14 protein-coding genes are annotated in these 16397 nt (G+C 63.4%); 12 read left to right on the top strand and 2 right to left on the bottom strand.

Translation table 11 applies throughout. From position 1 onward, the window contains the following. Positions 1-35: 35 nt before the first annotated feature. The 4 genes from tig (at position 36) to lon (ending at position 6113) form a co-directional block, all read left to right on the top strand. Positions 36-1346: a trigger factor gene (gene tig / locus AXYL_RS19675; RefSeq protein ID WP_013394605.1), complete on the top strand. Its 1311-nt coding sequence runs from the start codon at positions 36-38 to the stop codon at positions 1344-1346. A gap of 4 nt (positions 1347-1350) precedes the next feature. Then, complete coding sequence (gene clpP, locus AXYL_RS19670) at positions 1351-2004, top strand: ATP-dependent Clp endopeptidase proteolytic subunit ClpP (protein WP_013394604.1); 654 nt, start codon at positions 1351-1353, stop codon at positions 2002-2004. A gap of 100 nt (positions 2005-2104) precedes the next feature. Next, positions 2105-3403 carry an ATP-dependent Clp protease ATP-binding subunit ClpX gene (gene clpX, locus AXYL_RS19665; protein WP_013394603.1) on the top strand — a complete coding sequence of 433 codons (1299 nt, stop codon included), beginning with the start codon at positions 2105-2107 and terminating at the stop codon, positions 3401-3403. Between the two features lie 259 nt (positions 3404-3662). Next, positions 3663-6113: an endopeptidase La gene (gene lon / locus AXYL_RS19660; RefSeq protein WP_013394602.1), complete on the top strand. Its 2451-nt coding sequence runs from the start codon at positions 3663-3665 to the stop codon at positions 6111-6113. 123 nt (positions 6114-6236) lie between these two features. Here the strand turns inward: lon and lexA are convergent, their stop codons facing one another. After that, the gene (gene lexA / locus AXYL_RS19655) at positions 6237-6887 is read right to left on the bottom strand and encodes a transcriptional repressor LexA (protein ID WP_013394601.1); all 651 of its coding nucleotides are present in this window, start codon (positions 6885-6887) and stop codon (positions 6237-6239) included. A 180-nt stretch (positions 6888-7067) separates the two neighbouring features. Further along, on the bottom strand, positions 7068-8267 hold the full coding sequence (locus tag AXYL_RS19650; RefSeq protein ID WP_013394600.1) for an amino acid aminotransferase: 1200 nt from the start codon (positions 8265-8267) through the stop codon (positions 7068-7070). Positions 8268-8342: 75 nt separating this feature from the next. On the opposite strand from AXYL_RS19650, the gene uvrB reads away from it, so the two are divergent. From uvrB to hscA, 8 genes are all read left to right on the top strand, one after another. Continuing rightward, positions 8343-10463, top strand: a complete 2121-nt coding sequence (uvrB, locus tag AXYL_RS19645) for an excinuclease ABC subunit UvrB (protein ID WP_237709918.1) — start codon at positions 8343-8345, stop codon at positions 10461-10463. Positions 10464-10713: 250 nt separating this feature from the next. Beyond that, entirely contained in the window at positions 10714-11205 is a 492-nt protein-coding gene (locus AXYL_RS19640) for a low molecular weight protein-tyrosine-phosphatase (RefSeq protein WP_006386176.1), read from the top strand. Positions 11206-11399: 194 nt separating this feature from the next. After that, the gene (iscR, locus tag AXYL_RS19635; protein WP_013394598.1) at positions 11400-11942 is read left to right on the top strand and encodes a Fe-S cluster assembly transcriptional regulator IscR; all 543 of its coding nucleotides are present in this window, start codon (positions 11400-11402) and stop codon (positions 11940-11942) included. 21 nt (positions 11943-11963) lie between these two features. Next, entirely contained in the window at positions 11964-13175 is a 1212-nt protein-coding gene (locus tag AXYL_RS19630) for an IscS subfamily cysteine desulfurase (RefSeq protein ID WP_013394597.1), read from the top strand. Between the two features lie 33 nt (positions 13176-13208). Beyond that, on the top strand, positions 13209-13613 hold the full coding sequence (gene iscU, locus AXYL_RS19625; protein ID WP_013394596.1) for a Fe-S cluster assembly scaffold IscU: 405 nt from the start codon (positions 13209-13211) through the stop codon (positions 13611-13613). Between the two features lie 2 nt (positions 13614-13615). After that, positions 13616-13939 (top strand): iron-sulfur cluster assembly protein IscA, encoded by a 324-nt coding sequence (gene iscA, locus AXYL_RS19620; RefSeq protein WP_013394595.1) that lies wholly within the window; start codon positions 13616-13618, stop codon positions 13937-13939. Positions 13940-13942: 3 nt separating this feature from the next. Then, positions 13943-14455, top strand: coding sequence for a Fe-S protein assembly co-chaperone HscB (gene hscB, locus AXYL_RS19615; RefSeq protein ID WP_013394594.1), 513 nt, complete (start codon positions 13943-13945; stop codon positions 14453-14455). Positions 14456-14527: 72 nt separating this feature from the next. Further along, positions 14528-16390 (top strand): Fe-S protein assembly chaperone HscA, encoded by a 1863-nt coding sequence (gene hscA, locus AXYL_RS19610; protein WP_013394593.1) that lies wholly within the window; start codon positions 14528-14530, stop codon positions 16388-16390. Positions 16391-16397 lie beyond the last annotated feature (7 nt).

Raw genomic sequence — 16397 nt, 5'->3', positions numbered from 1 at the left:
GTCATCTCTTTATCTCTCGGAAAATAGGTCTTTTAATGCAGCCTGTGGTTGAAACCCTCTCCGGCCTGGAGCGCCGTGTTGATCTGGCCGTCTCGGTGGCCGACGTCGAAAAGGAAGTCCAGGCGCAATTGAAGCGCGTGGCACGGACCGCCAAGGTCCCCGGCTTCCGTCCTGGCAAGGCTCCGCTTGCCATGCTCGAGCGCAGCCATGGCCCCGGCATCCGCTACGACGTGATCAATGGCCAAGTTGGCCGTGCCTTTGAACAAGCCGTCGACGGCGCCAAGCTGCGCGTCGCTGGCGCCCCGAACCTCGAACCCAAGACCGACGGCGTTGCCGACGACACGCTGGCGTTTACCGCCACGTTCGAGGTCTATCCCGAAGTCGCCGTGCCGGACCTGTCGACCCTGGCCGTGACCCGCTACGAAACGGCCGTCACCGACGCCGAAGTGCAGCAAACGCTGGACGTCCTGCGCAAGCAGCGCGCCACGTTCGAAGCCCGTGAAGGCCGCGCCTCGCAAGACGGCGATCGCGTCACGCTGGACTTTGCCGGCACCATCGACGGCGTGCCGTTCGAAGGCGGCAAGGCCGAAGATTTCCCGTTCGTGCTCGGCCAAGGCCGCATGCTGCCGGAATTCGAAGAAGCCGCCCGCGGCCTGAAGGCTGGCGAAAGCAAGGTCTTCCCGCTCAAGTTCCCCGATGACTACCAAGGCAAGGAAGTCGCCGGCAAGACCGCCGAATTCACCATCACCGTCAAGGAAGTGGCTGAAGGCGTGCTGCCCGAGCTGAACAGCGAATTCGCCAAGTCCCTCGGCCAGGCCGAAGGCGACGTCGAAAAGCTGAAGGCCGACATCCGCAGCAACATCGAACGCGAAGTCAAGGTCCGCTCGGCTGGCCGCACCAAGTCCAGCGTCATGGACGCCCTGGTCGAAGCCGGCAAGTTCGACGTGCCGAAGGCACTGGTCGACAACGACGTGCAAGGCCGCGTCGCCGCTGCCCGCGAAGAGCTCAAGCAGCGCGGCATCCCGAACGCCGAATCCGTGCCGATCCCGGCTGAAGCCTTCGCCACCGAATCCGAGCGCCGTGTGCGCCTGGGCCTGCTGGTGTCGGAGCTGGTCAAGCAAGCCCAGTTGCAAGCCAAGCCCGAGCAAGTTCGCGCGCGTATCGAAGAGTTCGCCGAGAACTACGAACAACCCGCCCAGGTTGTCAGCTATTACCTGGCTGACCGCCAGCGTCGTGCTGAAATCGAGGCTATCGTGCTGGAAGACAATGTCGTCGCGCACGTGCTGGAAAAGGCCAAGGTCACCGAAGAGAAGGTGCCTTTCGATCAGTTGATGGGGATGGCGTAACACTATGCAGAGATTCACCGATTTCTATGCGGCAATGAATGGCGGGTCTTCGGTGACCCCCACCGGCCTGGGCTACATTCCCATGGTGATCGAGCAGTCGGGGCGCGGCGAGCGCGCCTATGACATCTATTCGCGTCTGCTCCGCGAGCGGCTCATTTTCCTGGTGGGTCCGGTCAATGACGCAACGGCCAACCTGGTCGTGGCGCAGTTGCTGTTCCTGGAATCGGAGAATCCTGACAAGGACATTTCCCTATACATCAACTCGCCCGGCGGGTCGGTGTACGCGGGAATGGCCATTTTTGACACCATGCAGTTCGTCAAGCCGGACGTGTCCACCCTGTGCACCGGCCTGGCGGCCAGCATGGGCGCGTTCCTGCTGGCCGCAGGCAAGAAGGGCAAGCGCTTCACCCTGCCCAACTCGCGCATCATGATCCACCAGCCCTCGGGCGGCGCCCAAGGGCAGGCCTCGGATATCCAGATCCAGGCTCGCGAGATCCTGGACCTGCGCGAACGCCTGAACCGCATCCTGGCTGAAAACACCGGCCAGACCATGGAACGCATCGGCATAGACACGGAGCGTGACAACTTCATGTCGGCCGAAGATGCGGTATCGTATGGACTGGTGGACAAGGTGATGACCTCCCGCTCGGAAGGCTGACTTCCAGGTTGATCTGACCCGCTGCCATCATGTTTGAGTAAGCGCATGCGCTAGGCTAAGTTCCAGCCTGGCGCATCTTTACCTGAGATACGAAAGAAATATGCCTGAAAAAAAGGGATCGGCAGACGCAAAAGTGCTGCATTGCTCGTTTTGCAATAAAAGCCAGCATGAAGTCCGCAAGCTGATCGCGGGTCCGTCGGTATTCATCTGCGATGAATGCATAGACTTGTGCAACGACATCATCCGCGAGGAGGCGCAAGCCACCGCGCGCGCGGCGATTCGTTCCGAACTGCCCACTCCGGCTGAAATCAAGACCTTCCTCGACCAGTACGTCATCGGGCAGAACTCGCCCAAGCGCATGCTGGCCGTGGCCGTCTACAACCATTACAAGCGCATCCGCCACGGCGAGATCAAGGGCGACGAAGTCGAGCTCTCCAAGAGCAACATCATGCTGATCGGCCCCACCGGGTCGGGCAAGACGCTCCTGGCCCAGACGCTGGCGCGCATGCTGAACGTGCCCTTCGTCATGGCCGACGCCACCACGCTGACCGAAGCCGGTTACGTGGGCGAAGACGTCGAGAACATCATTCAGAAGTTGCTGCAGAACTGCAACTACGAAGTGGAAAAGGCGCAGCGCGCCATCATCTACATCGATGAAATCGACAAGATTTCCCGCAAGTCCGACAACCCGTCCATCACCCGCGACGTGTCGGGCGAGGGCGTGCAGCAGGCCTTGCTGAAGCTGATCGAAGGCACGGTCGCTTCGGTGCCCCCGCAGGGCGGCCGCAAGCACCCCAACCAGGACTTCGTCCAGGTCGACACGACCAACATCCTGTTCATCGTGGGCGGCGCCTTCGACGGACTGGAAAAGGTCATCCGCGACCGTACCGAAAAATCGGGCATCGGCTTTTCGGCCTCGGTGCGCGCCAAGTCGGAACGCGGCGTGGGCGAGCTGTTCTCCGAAGTCGAACCGGAAGACCTGATCAAGTTCGGCTTGATTCCCGAGCTGGTCGGCCGTCTGCCGGTGGTCGCCACCCTGGACGAACTGGACGAAGCGGCCCTGGTGCAGATCCTGACCGAGCCCAAGAACGCCTTGCTCAAGCAATTCCAGAAGCTGTTCGCCATGGAAGGCGCTGAGCTCGACGTGCGGCCCGCGGCCCTGAAGGCGATCGCCCGCAAGGCGCTGCGCCGCAAGACGGGCGCACGCGGCCTGCGTTCCATCATCGAGCAGGCCCTGCTCGACACCATGTATGACCTGCCTTCCCAAGGCAACGTCAAGCGCGTGGTGCTGGACGAGGGCGCCATCGAAGGCGAGGGCAAGCCATTGCTCATCTACGCCGACGAGGACGCGGCTGCCGACAAGCCAGAACGCGGAGAAGTCCGCGACGCCGCAGCCTGATATTTCAAAAAAGCCCGTTCCTGTAACGGGTTTTTTTGCCTAAGGCGCATTCCCGGGTGCAAACACGCTTTTCCCGCAGGCGCGACGCTTGCATACTGGGAGTGCCGCCCCGGGGTTTTTTCCAGCCTTTGGGTTATCCGGGCGCCGAGATCTTGAATTTTCGGCTATTGTTCCCATAACAGACGTAACCGACGTGGATTGCCCGGGTATACCCGGATCTCCCGTCCCCGATACGCCGAGTCATACCGAGGAACCTCCTATGTCTGCCAGCCAGACCCTGCCTTCCGACCCGATCGACCTGCCCCTGCTCCCACTGCGCGACGTCGTGGTGTTTCCGCACATGGTCATCCCGCTGTTCGTCGGCCGTCCGCGCTCTATCCGCGCGCTCGAGGTTGCGATGGAAGCGGGCAAGAGCATCATGCTCGTGGCCCAGAAATCCGCCGGCAAGGATGACCCCACCCCCGAAGACGTCTACGAGATCGGCTGCGTAGCCGGCATCCTGCAGATGCTCAAATTGCCCGACGGCACCGTCAAGGTGCTGGTCGAAGGCACCCAGCGCGCCCGTATCAACAGCATCGAAGACGCCGATTCGCACTTCACCTGCCAGGTGAGCCCGATCGAACCGGACGCCATGCAAGGCTCCGAGACCGAGGCCCTGCGCCGCGCCATCGTGGCTCAGTTCGAGCAGTACGTAAAACTGAACAAGAAGATCCCGCCGGAGATCCTGACCTCGCTGGCTGGCATTGATGATGCCGGGCGCCTGGCCGACACGATCGCCGCACATCTTCCCCTGAAGCTCGAGCAGAAGCAGAAGATGCTCGAGATCGTCGGCACCTCCGAGCGCCTCGAAGGCCTGCTCACGCAACTCGAAACCGAAATCGACATCCTCCAGGTCGAAAAGCGGATTCGCGGCCGCGTGAAGAAGCAGATGGAGAAGAGCCAGCGCGACTACTACCTGAATGAGCAGGTCAAGGCCATTCAGAAAGAGTTGGGCGAAGGCGAAGAGGGCGCGGACATCGAAGAGCTTGAAAAGAAGATCATCGCTGCCCACATGCCCAAAGAGGCGCGCAAGAAGGCCGATGCCGAGCTCAAGAAGCTCAAGCTCATGTCGCCCATGTCGGCCGAAGCCACCGTGGTGCGCAACTACATCGATACGCTCATCAACCTCCCCTGGAGGAAGAAGAGCAAGATCAACAATTCCATCAGCAACGCGGAAACGGTGCTGGACAACGACCACTACGGTCTGGAAAAGGTCAAGGAACGGATCCTCGAATATCTTGCCGTGCAACAGCGCGTGGACAAGGTGAAGGCGCCCATCCTGTGCCTGGTCGGCCCTCCTGGCGTGGGTAAGACCTCGCTCGGCCAATCCATCGCCAAGGCAACGAACCGCAAGTTCGTGCGCATGGCGCTGGGCGGCGTGCGCGACGAAGCCGAGATCCGCGGCCATCGTCGTACGTACATCGGCTCCATGCCTGGCAAGATCGTCCAGAACATGTCCAAGGTCGGCGTGCGCAATCCCTTGTTCCTGCTCGACGAAATCGACAAGCTGGGCATGGATTTCCGTGGCGATCCCTCGTCGGCGCTGCTCGAAGTGCTGGATCCGGAACAGAACCATACGTTCCAGGACCATTACATCGAAGTCGACTTCGACCTGTCCGACGTGATGTTCGTGGCTACCAGCAACACACTGAACATTCCGCCGGCCCTGCTGGACCGCATGGAAGTGATCCGCCTGTCGGGTTATACCGAGGAAGAGAAGATCCACATCGCCCGCGACCATCTGCTGCCCAAGCTGATGAAGAACAACGGCGTGAAGGATAGCGAACTCACGGTCGACGACAGCGCGCTGCGCGACATCGTGCGTTACTACACCCGCGAAGCCGGCGTGCGTGCGCTCGAGCGCGAAGTGGGCAAGATCTGCCGCAAGGTCATCAAGCAGTTGCTGACCCAGAACGACCGCGCCAAGGCTGAAGGCAAGACCGTCGAGGTCAAACCGGTCAACGTCACGGGCGACAACCTGAGCGATTTCCTGGGCGTGCGCCGTTACGCCTTCGGCATGGCCGAAAAGGAAAACCAGATCGGTCAGGTGACGGGTCTGGCCTGGACCGAAGTCGGCGGCGATCTGCTGACGATCGAAGTCGCGGACATGCCGGGCAAGGGCGTCATCCAACGCACCGGTTCGCTGGGCGACGTGATGAAGGAATCGGTCGAAGCGGCCCGCACGGTGGTGCGTTCGCGCGCCCGCCGCCTGGGCTTTGCCGACAGCGTCTTCGAGAAGCACGACATGCACGTGCACGTGCCGGAAGGCGCGACGCCCAAGGACGGTCCGTCCGCGGGTATCGCGATCACCACGGCCATGGTGTCGGCCTTGTCGCGCATCCCGGTGCGCGCCGACGTCGCCATGACCGGCGAGATCACGCTGCGCGGCGAAGTCCTGCCCATCGGCGGCCTGAAGGAAAAGCTGCTTGCAGCTCACCGTGGCGGCATCAAGACGGTCTTGATCCCGGAAGAAAACGTCAAGGATTTGGCGGAGATCCCGGACAACGTCAAGAACCACCTTGAAATCGTGCCGGTGCGCTGGATCGATAAGGTGCTGGAAATGGCCCTTGAGCGCCTGCCGGAGCCCCTGGCCGAGGAAGAGGCCGTCAAGGAACCCCTGGTGGCCAAGCCTGCCGAACCCGGTTCGACCGATCCGGTACTCAAGCACTGATGAACGCCTGGAGGACGCCGCCCTCGGGTGGCGTTTCTCCAAGACAGGGCCTTCAACAAAAAACCCCGCCAAGAAAATCGGCGGGGTTTTTTTACGTAGTGCGCGGAGGCAGAACGCCGGGGTCTAGTGCAGTGCGTGTGTGCGGATCAGGCCTACTGCAATGCCCTCCAGCGCAAAATCCTGGCCGGCTTCGACCACAATGGGTTCGAAATCGGGGTTTTCGGGCAGGAGTTCGATGTGGCCGTTCTGGCGCTGCAGCCGCTTGACCGTGACGTCGTCGCCCAGGCGGGCCACCACGATCTGGCCGTTGCGGGCTTCCGAGGCTTTCTTCACGGCGAGCAGGTCGCCTTCCAGGATGCCGGCATCGCGCATGCTCATGCCGCGGACCTTGAGCAGGTAGTCGGGCGCCTGGGCGAACAGGTTGGGGTCCACGCCCACTTCGCGCTCGACGTGCTCGGCGGCCAGGATGGGGCTGCCCGCAGCCACGCGGCCGACCAGGGGCAGCAGCAATTGCGCCAGACCCGGCATCGGCAGCGCGCTTTGCGTGGAAGTGGGGGAGGCGTCTTTCAGGCGGATGCCGCGGGAGGCGCCCGCCGTCAGTTCGATGGCGCCCTTGCGCGCCAGCGCCTTGAGGTGATCTTCCGCTGCATTGGGGGAGCGGAAACCCAGGGCCAGGGCGATTTCGGCGCGCGTCGGCGGGAAGCCGGTGCGTGCGACGGTCTGCCGGATGAGGTCCAGGATTTGTTGTTGGCGATCAGTGAGTTTGCTGGCCATGGCGATGATCCGGTGCTAGCGGACTGTACATATATACAGCGCCATTCTGGGGGACGCAGCGCAAAAAAGCAAGCCAGCCCGCGCCAAAAGAAAAAGCCGGCCCGCGCCAAAAGAAAAACGGGACCCGAAGGTCCCGTTCCTGGCGGCAGGCCCGGATGGGCCTGTGCGCGGCAAGCGGCCTTAAAGCACTGCTGCGATGCCCTTGGCGACCTTGTCGATGTTGCCGCTGTTCAGCGCGGCGACGCAGATGCGGCCGCTGGACACGGCGTAGACACCATGCTCTTCGCGCAGGCGATCCACTTGCGCGGCGGTCAGGCCCGAGTACGAGAACATGCCGCGCTGCTGCAGCACGAAGCTGAAGTCCTGCTTGCCGCCGTGTTCCTTGATCTTGTCGACCAGTTGCTTGCGCATCTCGCGGATGCGGTCGCGCATGCCGGCCAGTTCCTCTTCCCACATGGCAAAGAGTTCAGGCGTGTTCAGGACCGTCGACACCACCGTGCCGCCGTGGGTGGGCGGGTTGGAGTAGTTGGTGCGGATCACGCGCTTGAGTTGGCTCAGCACGCGGGTGGCTTCGTCCTTGCTGCCGGCCACGACCGTCAGCGCGCCCACGCGTTCGCCGTACAGCGAGAACGACTTCGAGAACGACGAGCTGATGAACATGGTCAGGTCCAGATCGGCGAACATGCGCACGACCGAGGCGTCTTCGGTCAGGCCGTCGCCGAAACCCTGGTAGGCGATGTCCAGGAACGGGACCAGCTTGTTTTCCTTGACGACGGCGGCGATCTGCTTCCACTGGTCGGGGGTGGGGTCCACGCCGGTGGGGTTGTGGCAGCAGGCATGCAGCACGACGACGGTCTTGGCGGGGGCGGCCTTCAGGTCGGCCAGCATGGCGTCGAAATTCAGGCCGCGGGTGGCGGCGTCGTAGTACGAATAGGTGCCGACCTCGAAGCCGGCGCGCTCGAACAGGGCGCGGTGGTTTTCCCAGCTGGGATCGCTGATCAGGACCTTGGAGGTCGGCAGCAGCTGGCGCAGGAAGTCGGCGCCGATCTTCAGCGCGCCGGTTCCGCCCAGGGCCTGGGTGGTCAGCACGCGGCCGGCGGCGGCCAGCGCCGAATCCTTGCCCAGCAACAGGGCTTGCGCGCCGGTGTTGTAGCCGGCGATGCCTTCGATCGGCAGGTAGCCGCGGGCGGCGGCGGCTTCGATGCGGGCGGCCTCGGCCTTGCGCACCGCGCCCAGCAGGGGAATGCGACCCTGATCGTCGTAGTACACGCCCACGCCCAGATTCACCTTACCGGGACGCGTATCAGCGTTGTATTGTTCGTTCAGGCCAAGAATGGGGTCGCGCGGCGCGAGTTCGACGGAATCGAAAAGGGTGCTCATGGGAGTCTGATGAGGTGGGTGGACGCAGTACAGGCTGCTGTGGATAATGAGGGGTTTACCCTGGAAGAGTCTAGCATGCCTAAGAGCGCAATAGACCCGATTACGGCGGGGGCTGCGGCGAACCCGGCGGCCGATCCCGTGGCGGCATCGGCCGTGGCGGACCCGTCCGCGCCAGGCCCTGGATTCATCGACTTCCCGGGCAGCCCGTTTCATCTGTACCAACCCTATCCGCCGGCTGGGGATCAGCCCACCGCCATCGAGGGGCTGACGCAGGGGGTAGAGGACGGCCTGATGTTCCAGACGCTTTTGGGCGTGACGGGCTCCGGCAAGACCTACACCATGGCCAACGTGATCGCCCGCATGGGACGGCCGGCGCTGGTGCTGGCCCCCAACAAGACGCTGGCCGCCCAGTTGTACGCCGAGATGCGGGAGTTCTTCCCGAAGAACGCGGTCGAGTACTTTGTTTCGTATTACGACTACTACCAGCCTGAGGCCTACGTCCCGACGCGCGACCTGTTCATCGAAAAGGATTCGTCCATCAATGAACACATCGAGCAGATGCGGCTGTCCGCGACCAAGAGCCTGCTGGAGCGCCGCGACACCATCATCGTGGGCACGGTGTCCTGCATCTACGGTATCGGCAACCCGGGCGACTACCATGCCATGGTGCTGATCCTGCGCGCTGGGGATCAGATCGCCCGCCGCGAGATCCTGGCGCGCCTCGTCGCCATGCAGTACACCCGCAACGACGCCGAGTTCACCCGTGGCGTATTCCGGGTGCGCGGCGAGACCATCGACATCTTCCCGGCGGAAAGTCCGGAGCTGGCGCTGCGCCTGACGCTATTCGACGACGAAATCGAAAGCCTGGAGCTGTTCGACCCGCTGACCGGCCGCATCCGCCAGAAGCTGCCGCGTTTCACCGTTTATCCCGGTTCGCACTACGTCACGCCGCGCGATACCGTGCTGCGCGCCATCGAAACCATCAAGGAAGAGCTGCGCGAACGCGTCAAGCGTTTTGTCGACGACGGTCATCTGGTCGAGGCCCAGCGGCTGGAGCAGCGCACCCGTTTCGACCTGGAAATGCTGCAGGAACTGGGGTTCTGTAAGGGCATCGAAAACTACTCCAGGCACCTGTCGGGCGCGGCGCCGGGCGAACCGCCACCTACCTTGATCGACTACCTGCCGTCCGATGCGCTCATGTTCATCGACGAAAGCCACGTCACCATCGGGCAGTTGGGCGGCATGTACCGCGGCGACCGTGCGCGCAAGGAAACGTTGGTGCAGTACGGCTTCCGGCTGCCTTCGGCGCTGGACAACCGGCCGTTGAAGCTTGAAGAATTCGAGGCCCGGATGCGCCAGTGCGTATTCGTATCGGCCACGCCGGCTGCGTACGAGAAAGAGCACACCGACAACGTCGTGGAGCAGGTCGTCCGACCCACCGGGCTGGTGGATCCGCTGGTCGAGGTCCTGCCTGCCCGCACGCAGGTCGACGATCTGCTCGGGCAGATCAAGGCGCGCGTCTCGCAAGCTGAGCGCGTGCTGGTCACCACCCTGACCAAACGCATGGCCGAGGACCTGACGGACTTCCTCAGCGAACACGGGGTGAGGGTGCGCTACCTGCACTCGGATATCGACACCGTAGAGCGCGTGGAGATCATCCGCGACCTGCGCTTGGGCACGTTCGACGTGCTGGTGGGGATCAACCTGCTGCGCGAAGGCCTGGATATCCCTGAAGTCTCGCTGGTTGCCATACTGGACGCGGACAAGGAAGGTTTCCTGCGGTCGGAGCGCAGCCTGATCCAGACCATAGGCCGCGCGGCGCGCAATCTGAATGGCCACGCCATCCTCTATGCGGACCGCATCACCGATTCGATGCAGCGCGCCATGGAAGAAACCGAGAGACGACGCGCCAAGCAGCAGAAATTCAACGCCGATCATGGCATCACTGCCAGGGGCGTGCAGAAGGCCGTGCGCGAGCTGATCGACGGCGTGGTCGCGCCCACGCAGCACGATGCGCTCGAGGCGGCGGTGCCGGCTGAGTTCCTGAAGGACGAAAAGGCCCTGGCCCGCGAGATCAAGCGCCTGGAGAAACTGATGATGGACCATGCCCGGAATCTGGAGTTCGAGCAGGCGGCGGCCGCCCGCGACGCCTTGACCGCGCTGAAGCAGCGGGTGCTTCTGGATGGGGCGGTATAGGCCAGGTTGGTGTACCTAAATGTTTCTATTGGCTGACGGTCTGCTGAATTTTTAGAAAATCTGTTGCGTTGCAATCAAGCTGTCGCAATCAGGCGAATTCTCCGGGTCCAGTGTTCAGGCGCAGGATCCGGATTCAGTCGTAAGTGTATGATTTGTTTGAGTTAATAATGGCGATGTATTGGCTCGGCCCGAATCTCGCAAACGCAAAAAAAGCTTGCCTTATCTCGGGTTTTCCCGCACACTTACTTCCATGATGACCAAGGTACTTTTCGTTTGCATGGGCAATATCTGTCGCTCGCCGAGCGCAGAGGGCGTGTTTCGCCATTTGGTGAACGACGCGGGTTTGGGCGATGTGGTTCGCATCGACTCCGCGGGCACGCACGCGTTTCACATCGGCGAGGCGCCTGATGCCCGGGCGCAGGCCGCAGCGCGCAAGCGCGGCTACGAGATCACGCACTGCGAAGCGCGTCAGGTCACCGCGGAGGATTTCCGCGATTTCGACCTGATCCTCGCCATGGACTGGGACAACCTGTCTGCCATGCAGCAGCAGTGCCCCAAGGCCTACCAGCACAAGCTGATGCTGCTGATGCGCTTTGCCAACGAGTTCGAGGAGGCCACCGTGCCCGATCCGTACTATGGCGGCGCCGATGGTTTCGGCAAGGTATTGGACTACCTGGAAGACGCCTGTCAGGGTGTGCTCGAGCTGGTGCGCAAGCGCGCTACCCAGTATCAGGCGGCGTGATCCGTTTTTTCCGCAGGGCTGCCCGCCGGGCGGTTCTCGGAGAAACTGGGCAGAAAAAAACCGCGCGAATGCGCGGTTTTTTCTAGCCGGGAGCCATACCAAATTAGTCGGGAATAGGCTATACTTGAGCCAATTACTCGGGTATTGACCGCTGGATTCGCCTGCGGCCATTGCCGAATCACAGGGAACCTACCATGCGGCTAACTACCAAGGGGCGTTTCGCCGTGACTGCCATGATCGATCTGGCTATGCGGCAGCATAGCGGTCCGGTCACTCTAGCGGCCATCAGCCAGCGTCAGAATATTTCGCTGTCCTACCTGGAACAGCTGTTCGGGAAACTGCGTCGCCACGAACTCGTGGACAGCGTGCGCGGTCCCGGCGGCGGCTATTCGCTTGCACGCCTGGCCCGTAACGTTACCGTCGCCGACATCATCTTTGCCGTCGACGAACCCCTGGACGCCACCAGTTGCGGCGGCAAGCGGGACTGTACGAGCGGCAACGACGGCAAGCCGGGCAAGTGCATGACGCACGAACTCTGGGCTACGTTGAATCGCAAGATGGTGGATTACCTGGATTCGGTGTCCCTGCAAGATCTGGTCGATCAGCAGCGCGTGCGCCAATTGCAGGAAGCCAACAATCAAGCGCAGGCTTGCGCGGTACGCGTGAACCGGGTGGGGGGCGCCGCAAGCGCCGCCAATGCTCCGGCCGCGACCGTCGCCGCCAACGCCACCGTATAAGCAGTATCAGGAGTTGTAGAAATGACCACCCGCCCGATCTATCTGGACTATTCGGCCACGACGCCCGTCGACCCCCGCGTCGTGGACAAGATGGTGCCCTGGCTGTACGAGAACTTCGGCAACCCGGCCTCGCGCAGCCACGCGTTTGGCTGGGAATCCGAAGATGCCGTCGAACGCGCCCGCGAAGAAGTCGCCAAGCTGGTCAACGCCGACCCGCGCGAAATCGTCTGGACCTCCGGCGCGACCGAGTCCAACAACCTGGCGATCAAGGGCGCCGCGAACTTTTACTCCGAACGCGGCAAGCACATCGTCACCGTCAAGACCGAGCACAAGGCTGTGCTGGACACCTGTCGCGAACTCGAGCGCCAGGGCTTCGAGGTGACCTACCTGGACGTCAAGGACAACGGCCTGATCGACTTGGACACCTTCAAGGCCGCGCTGCGCCCTGATACCGTGCTGGTGTCGGTGATGATGGTGAACAACGAAATCGGCGTGATCCAGGACGTGGAAACCCTGGGTGAAATCTGCCGCGAGAAGGGCATCATCTTCCACGTGGACGCCGCCCAGGCGACCGGCAAGGTGGCCATCGACCTGCAAAAGCTCAAGGTCGACCTGATGTCCTTCTCCGCCCACAAGACCTACGGTCCCAAGGGCATCGGCGCGCTGTACGTGCGCCGCAAGCCGCGCATCCGCATCGAAGCGCAAATGCACGGTGGCGGCCATGAGCGCGGTTTCCGCTCGGGCACGCTGGCCACGCACCAGATCGTCGGCATGGGCGAGGCTTTCCGCCTGGCCCGCGAGGAAATGGGCACCGAAAATGAGCGCATTCGCATGCTGCGCGACCGCCTGTGGGCAGGCCTGTCGCAGATCGAAGAGGTCTACCTCAACGGCGACATGGATCAGCGCGTTCCGCACAATTTGAATGTCAGCTTCAACTATGTCGAAGGCGAATCCCTGATCATGGCGATCAAGGAATTGGCCGTCTCCAGCGGCTCGGCCTGCACCTCGGCCAGCCTGGAACCGTCCTACGTGTTGCGGGCCCTGGGCCGCAACGACGAGTTGGCGCACAGTTCGATCCGTTTCACCCTGGGCCGTTTCACGACCGAAAAGGAAGTGGACTACGCCATCGAACTGCTCAAGAGCCGCGTCGGCAAGCTGCGCGATATGTCGCCGCTGTGGGAAATGGCCAAGGAAGGCATCGACTTGAACACCGTTCAGTGGGCTGCGCACTAAGCGCCCGCGCCTAGAAATTCGTGGAGAATTAACATGTCTTACAGCACCAAAGTTCTGGATCACTACGAAAACCCGCGCAACGTCGGTTCGTTCGACAAGTCGGACGAATCGGTGGGCACCGGCATGGTCGGCGCACCCGCCTGTGGCGACGTGATGAAGCTGCAGATCAAGGTGAACGAAGCCGGCGTGATCGAAGACGCGCGCTTCAAGACCTACGGCTGCGGTTCGGCCATCGCTTCCAGCTCGCTCGTGACCGAATGGGTCAAGGGCAAGACCCTGGACGAAGCGATGAACATCCGCAACACGCAGATCGCCGAAGAATTGGCCCTGCCGCCCGTGAAAGTCCACTGTTCCATCCTGGCCGAAGACGCGATCAAGGCCGCGGTGCAGAACTACAAAGAAAAGCATACGGCCCCGGCCGAAGCTGTGGCGGGCTGAACATGTCCGTTACCCTGACCCAACAGGCTGCCACCCATATCGGCCGCTACTTGCAGAAGCGCGGAAAGGGTATCGGCTTGCGGCTCGGCGTTAGGACCACGGGCTGCTCCGGCATGGCCTACAAGCTCGAATACGTGGACGACGTGGCGCCGGAAGACGTGGTGTTCGAAAGCTTCGGCGTGAAGGTCTTCATCGACCCGAAAAGCCTGTCCTACCTGGACGGCACCGAACTCGACTACGCCCGCGAAGGCCTGAACGAAGGCTTCAAGTTCCGCAACCCCAACGAGAAGGCGACCTGCGGCTGCGGCGAGTCGTTCACGGTGTAGGTCTTGGCTGTAGACGATCACTTCAGCCTGTTCGGCTTGCCGGCGCGCTTCGATCTGGACGCCCAGGCGCTTGAGTCCGCCTGGCGCGCTGTCGCCGCGCAGGTGCATCCCGACCGCTATGCCACTGCCAGCCCCGCGGAACGCCGCGTCGCCATGCAGTGGGCGGCGCGCGCCAACGAGGCCTACCGCCTGTTGCGCGATCCCTTGCTGCGGGCGCGCTACCTGTGCGAGCAGGCGGGCGTGGACCTGCAGACCGAGAGCAACACGGCCATGGACCCCGAGTTCCTGATGCAGCAGATGACCTGGCGCGAGATGCTGGACGACGCGCGCGACGACGCTGACGGCCTGGCGGCCTTGCAAGCGGAGTTGCAGCAGGCGCGCGCCACCATGCGGGCCACGCTGACCCGCTTGCTGGACCAGGACCGCGACTACGCGGCGGCCGGGCTCAAGGTGCGGGAATGGATGTTCGTGGAGAAGCTGGCGGAAGAACTGGCGCACGCCCAGCCCGCCGCATAGCCCAGGGCGCGCCGGAGCGCCCGCGAGGCGGGCGCCGGCATCGCGCCGCCTACTGACCATAAAAGCAGAATCATGGCCTTATTGCAGATATCCGAGCCTGGCGAATCGCCCGCGCCGCACCAGCGCAAGCTGGCGGTCGGGATTGATCTGGGCACTACCAATTCCCTGGTCGCGGCTGTGCGCAGCAGCGTCGCCGAAGTGCTGACGGATGCGCAGGGCCACGCCTTGCTGCCTTCCGCCGTGCGCTATTTCGCGGGCGGCAAGGTCACCACGGGCCGCGAGCCGCTGGCGCAGCAGGCCGAGGATCCGTTGAACACCGTTGTTTCGGTCAAGCGGTTCATGGGCCGTTCGCTGGAAGAGGCGCGCGCCAGCCGCGCGCCCTACGAATTCGTGGACGCGCCCGGCATGGTGCGCATCCGCACCGTCCAGGGCGACCTGAGCCCGGTCGAAGTATCGGCGCAGATCCTTGCCGTCCTGCGCCAGCGTGCCGAAGACGTGTTGGGCGACGATCTGGTCGGCGCCGTCATCACTGTGCCCGCTTATTTCGATGACGCGCAACGCCAGGCCACGCGCGACGCCGCCCGTCTGGCTGGTCTGAACGTACTGCGCCTGCTGAATGAACCGACGGCGGCGGCCATCGCCTACGGCCTGGATAATGCCGCCGAAGGCGTGTATGCCGTGTACGACCTGGGCGGCGGCACATTCGATATTTCCATTCTGCGCCTGACCCAGGGCGTGTTCGAAGTCATCGCCACGGGCGGCGATACCGCGCTGGGCGGCGACGACTTCGATGCGTTGATCGTCGATCATGTGGTGGCGGGGCTTGCTCCCGGCGAGTTTACGCCGGCGGATCGCCGCCGCCTGCTGATGTCGGCGCGCGCCGCGCGCGAAGCCTTGTCGGATGCGGATGCCGCCAGCCTGAAGCTGGCATTGTCCGACGGCAGGACCGTGGACACGAGCCTGACGCGGGCGGCATTCGAAGAATTGGCCCAGCCTCTCATCGTCCGTACGCTGGACTGCGCGCGCCGCGCCTTGCGCGACGCTGCGCTGACGCCGGCCGACGTGCGCGGCGTGGTGATGGTCGGCGGCGCCACGCGCATGCCGGTCGTGCGCGCGGCCGTGGGCAAGCTGTTCGGCTCGCAGCCATTGACCGATCTGGATCCGGACCAGGTGGTGGCATTGGGCGCCGCCTTGCAGGCCAATCTGCTGGCAGGCAATCGTGCGCCTGGCGAGGACTGGCTGCTGCTGGACGTGATTCCGCTGTCGCTGGGACTGGAAACCATGGGCGGCCTGGTGGAGCGCATCATCCCGCGCAACAGCACCATCCCCGTGGCGCGCGCGCAGGAATTCACGACCTTCAAGGATGGCCAGACGGCCATGAGCATCCACGTGGTGCAGGGCGAACGCGACCTGGTCGCCGATTCGCGCTCGCTGGCCCGTTTCGAACTGCGCGGCATTCCGCCCATGGTGGCTGGCGCCGCGCGCATCCGCGTGACCTTCCAGGTGGACGCCGACGGCCTGCTGAGCGTGACCGCGCGCGAACAGAGCAAAGGCGTCGAGGCCATGGTGTCCGTCAAGCCGTCCTACGGCCTCACGGATGACGAGATCGCGCAGATGCTGGCCGACAGCGTGGCGCAAGCCGATACCGATGCCCGCGCCCGCATGCTGCGGGAGCAACAAGTGGACGCCCGCCAGTTGGTCGAGTCGGTGCAGGCCGCGCTGGCCGCCGACGGCGACTTGCTGGACGCCGAGGAACGCAAGCGCGTGGACGAATGCCTGCAGGCCGCCATGGCAGCCCAGGACGCCCAGGACGTGGACACGGTGAAGGACGCAGTCCAGGCCTTGTCGGCCGCGACCGATGATTTCGCTGCGCGCCGGATGGATCGCAGCATCCGCGCCGCGCTGGCGGGCCGCAAACTTGATGAGATTGCCTGATAACACG

The sequence above is a fragment of the Achromobacter xylosoxidans A8 genome (assembly GCF_000165835.1).
Classification (GTDB): Bacteria; Pseudomonadota; Gammaproteobacteria; order Burkholderiales; family Burkholderiaceae_B; genus Achromobacter; species Achromobacter xylosoxidans_B.
The sequence above is the reverse complement of the archived record's forward strand: the minus strand, read 5'-3'. Positions and strand labels throughout refer to the sequence as shown.

What these genes read in the sequence shown, in the direction of transcription:
- lexA (WP_013394601.1), bottom strand. Translation starts at nt 6,887, where the DNA reads ATGGCCAGCAAACTCACTGATCGCCAACAACAAATCCTGGACCTCATC.
- iscU (WP_013394596.1), top strand. Translation starts at nt 13,209, where the DNA reads ATGTCTTACAGCACCAAAGTTCTGGATCACTACGAAAACCCGCGCAAC.
- uvrB (WP_237709918.1), top strand. Translation starts at nt 8,343, where the DNA reads ATGCCTAAGAGCGCAATAGACCCGATTACGGCGGGGGCTGCGGCGAAC.
- tig (WP_013394605.1), top strand. Translation starts at nt 36, where the DNA reads ATGCAGCCTGTGGTTGAAACCCTCTCCGGCCTGGAGCGCCGTGTTGAT.
- iscR (WP_013394598.1), top strand. Translation starts at nt 11,400, where the DNA reads ATGCGGCTAACTACCAAGGGGCGTTTCGCCGTGACTGCCATGATCGAT.
- AXYL_RS19630 (WP_013394597.1), top strand. Translation starts at nt 11,964, where the DNA reads ATGACCACCCGCCCGATCTATCTGGACTATTCGGCCACGACGCCCGTC.
- clpP (WP_013394604.1), top strand. Translation starts at nt 1,351, where the DNA reads ATGCAGAGATTCACCGATTTCTATGCGGCAATGAATGGCGGGTCTTCG.
- hscA (WP_013394593.1), top strand. Translation starts at nt 14,528, where the DNA reads ATGGCCTTATTGCAGATATCCGAGCCTGGCGAATCGCCCGCGCCGCAC.
- clpX (WP_013394603.1), top strand. Translation starts at nt 2,105, where the DNA reads ATGCCTGAAAAAAAGGGATCGGCAGACGCAAAAGTGCTGCATTGCTCG.
- AXYL_RS19640 (WP_006386176.1), top strand. Translation starts at nt 10,714, where the DNA reads ATGATGACCAAGGTACTTTTCGTTTGCATGGGCAATATCTGTCGCTCG.
- lon (WP_013394602.1), top strand. Translation starts at nt 3,663, where the DNA reads ATGTCTGCCAGCCAGACCCTGCCTTCCGACCCGATCGACCTGCCCCTG.
- iscA (WP_013394595.1), top strand. Translation starts at nt 13,616, where the DNA reads ATGTCCGTTACCCTGACCCAACAGGCTGCCACCCATATCGGCCGCTAC.
- AXYL_RS19650 (WP_013394600.1), bottom strand. Translation starts at nt 8,267, where the DNA reads ATGAGCACCCTTTTCGATTCCGTCGAACTCGCGCCGCGCGACCCCATT.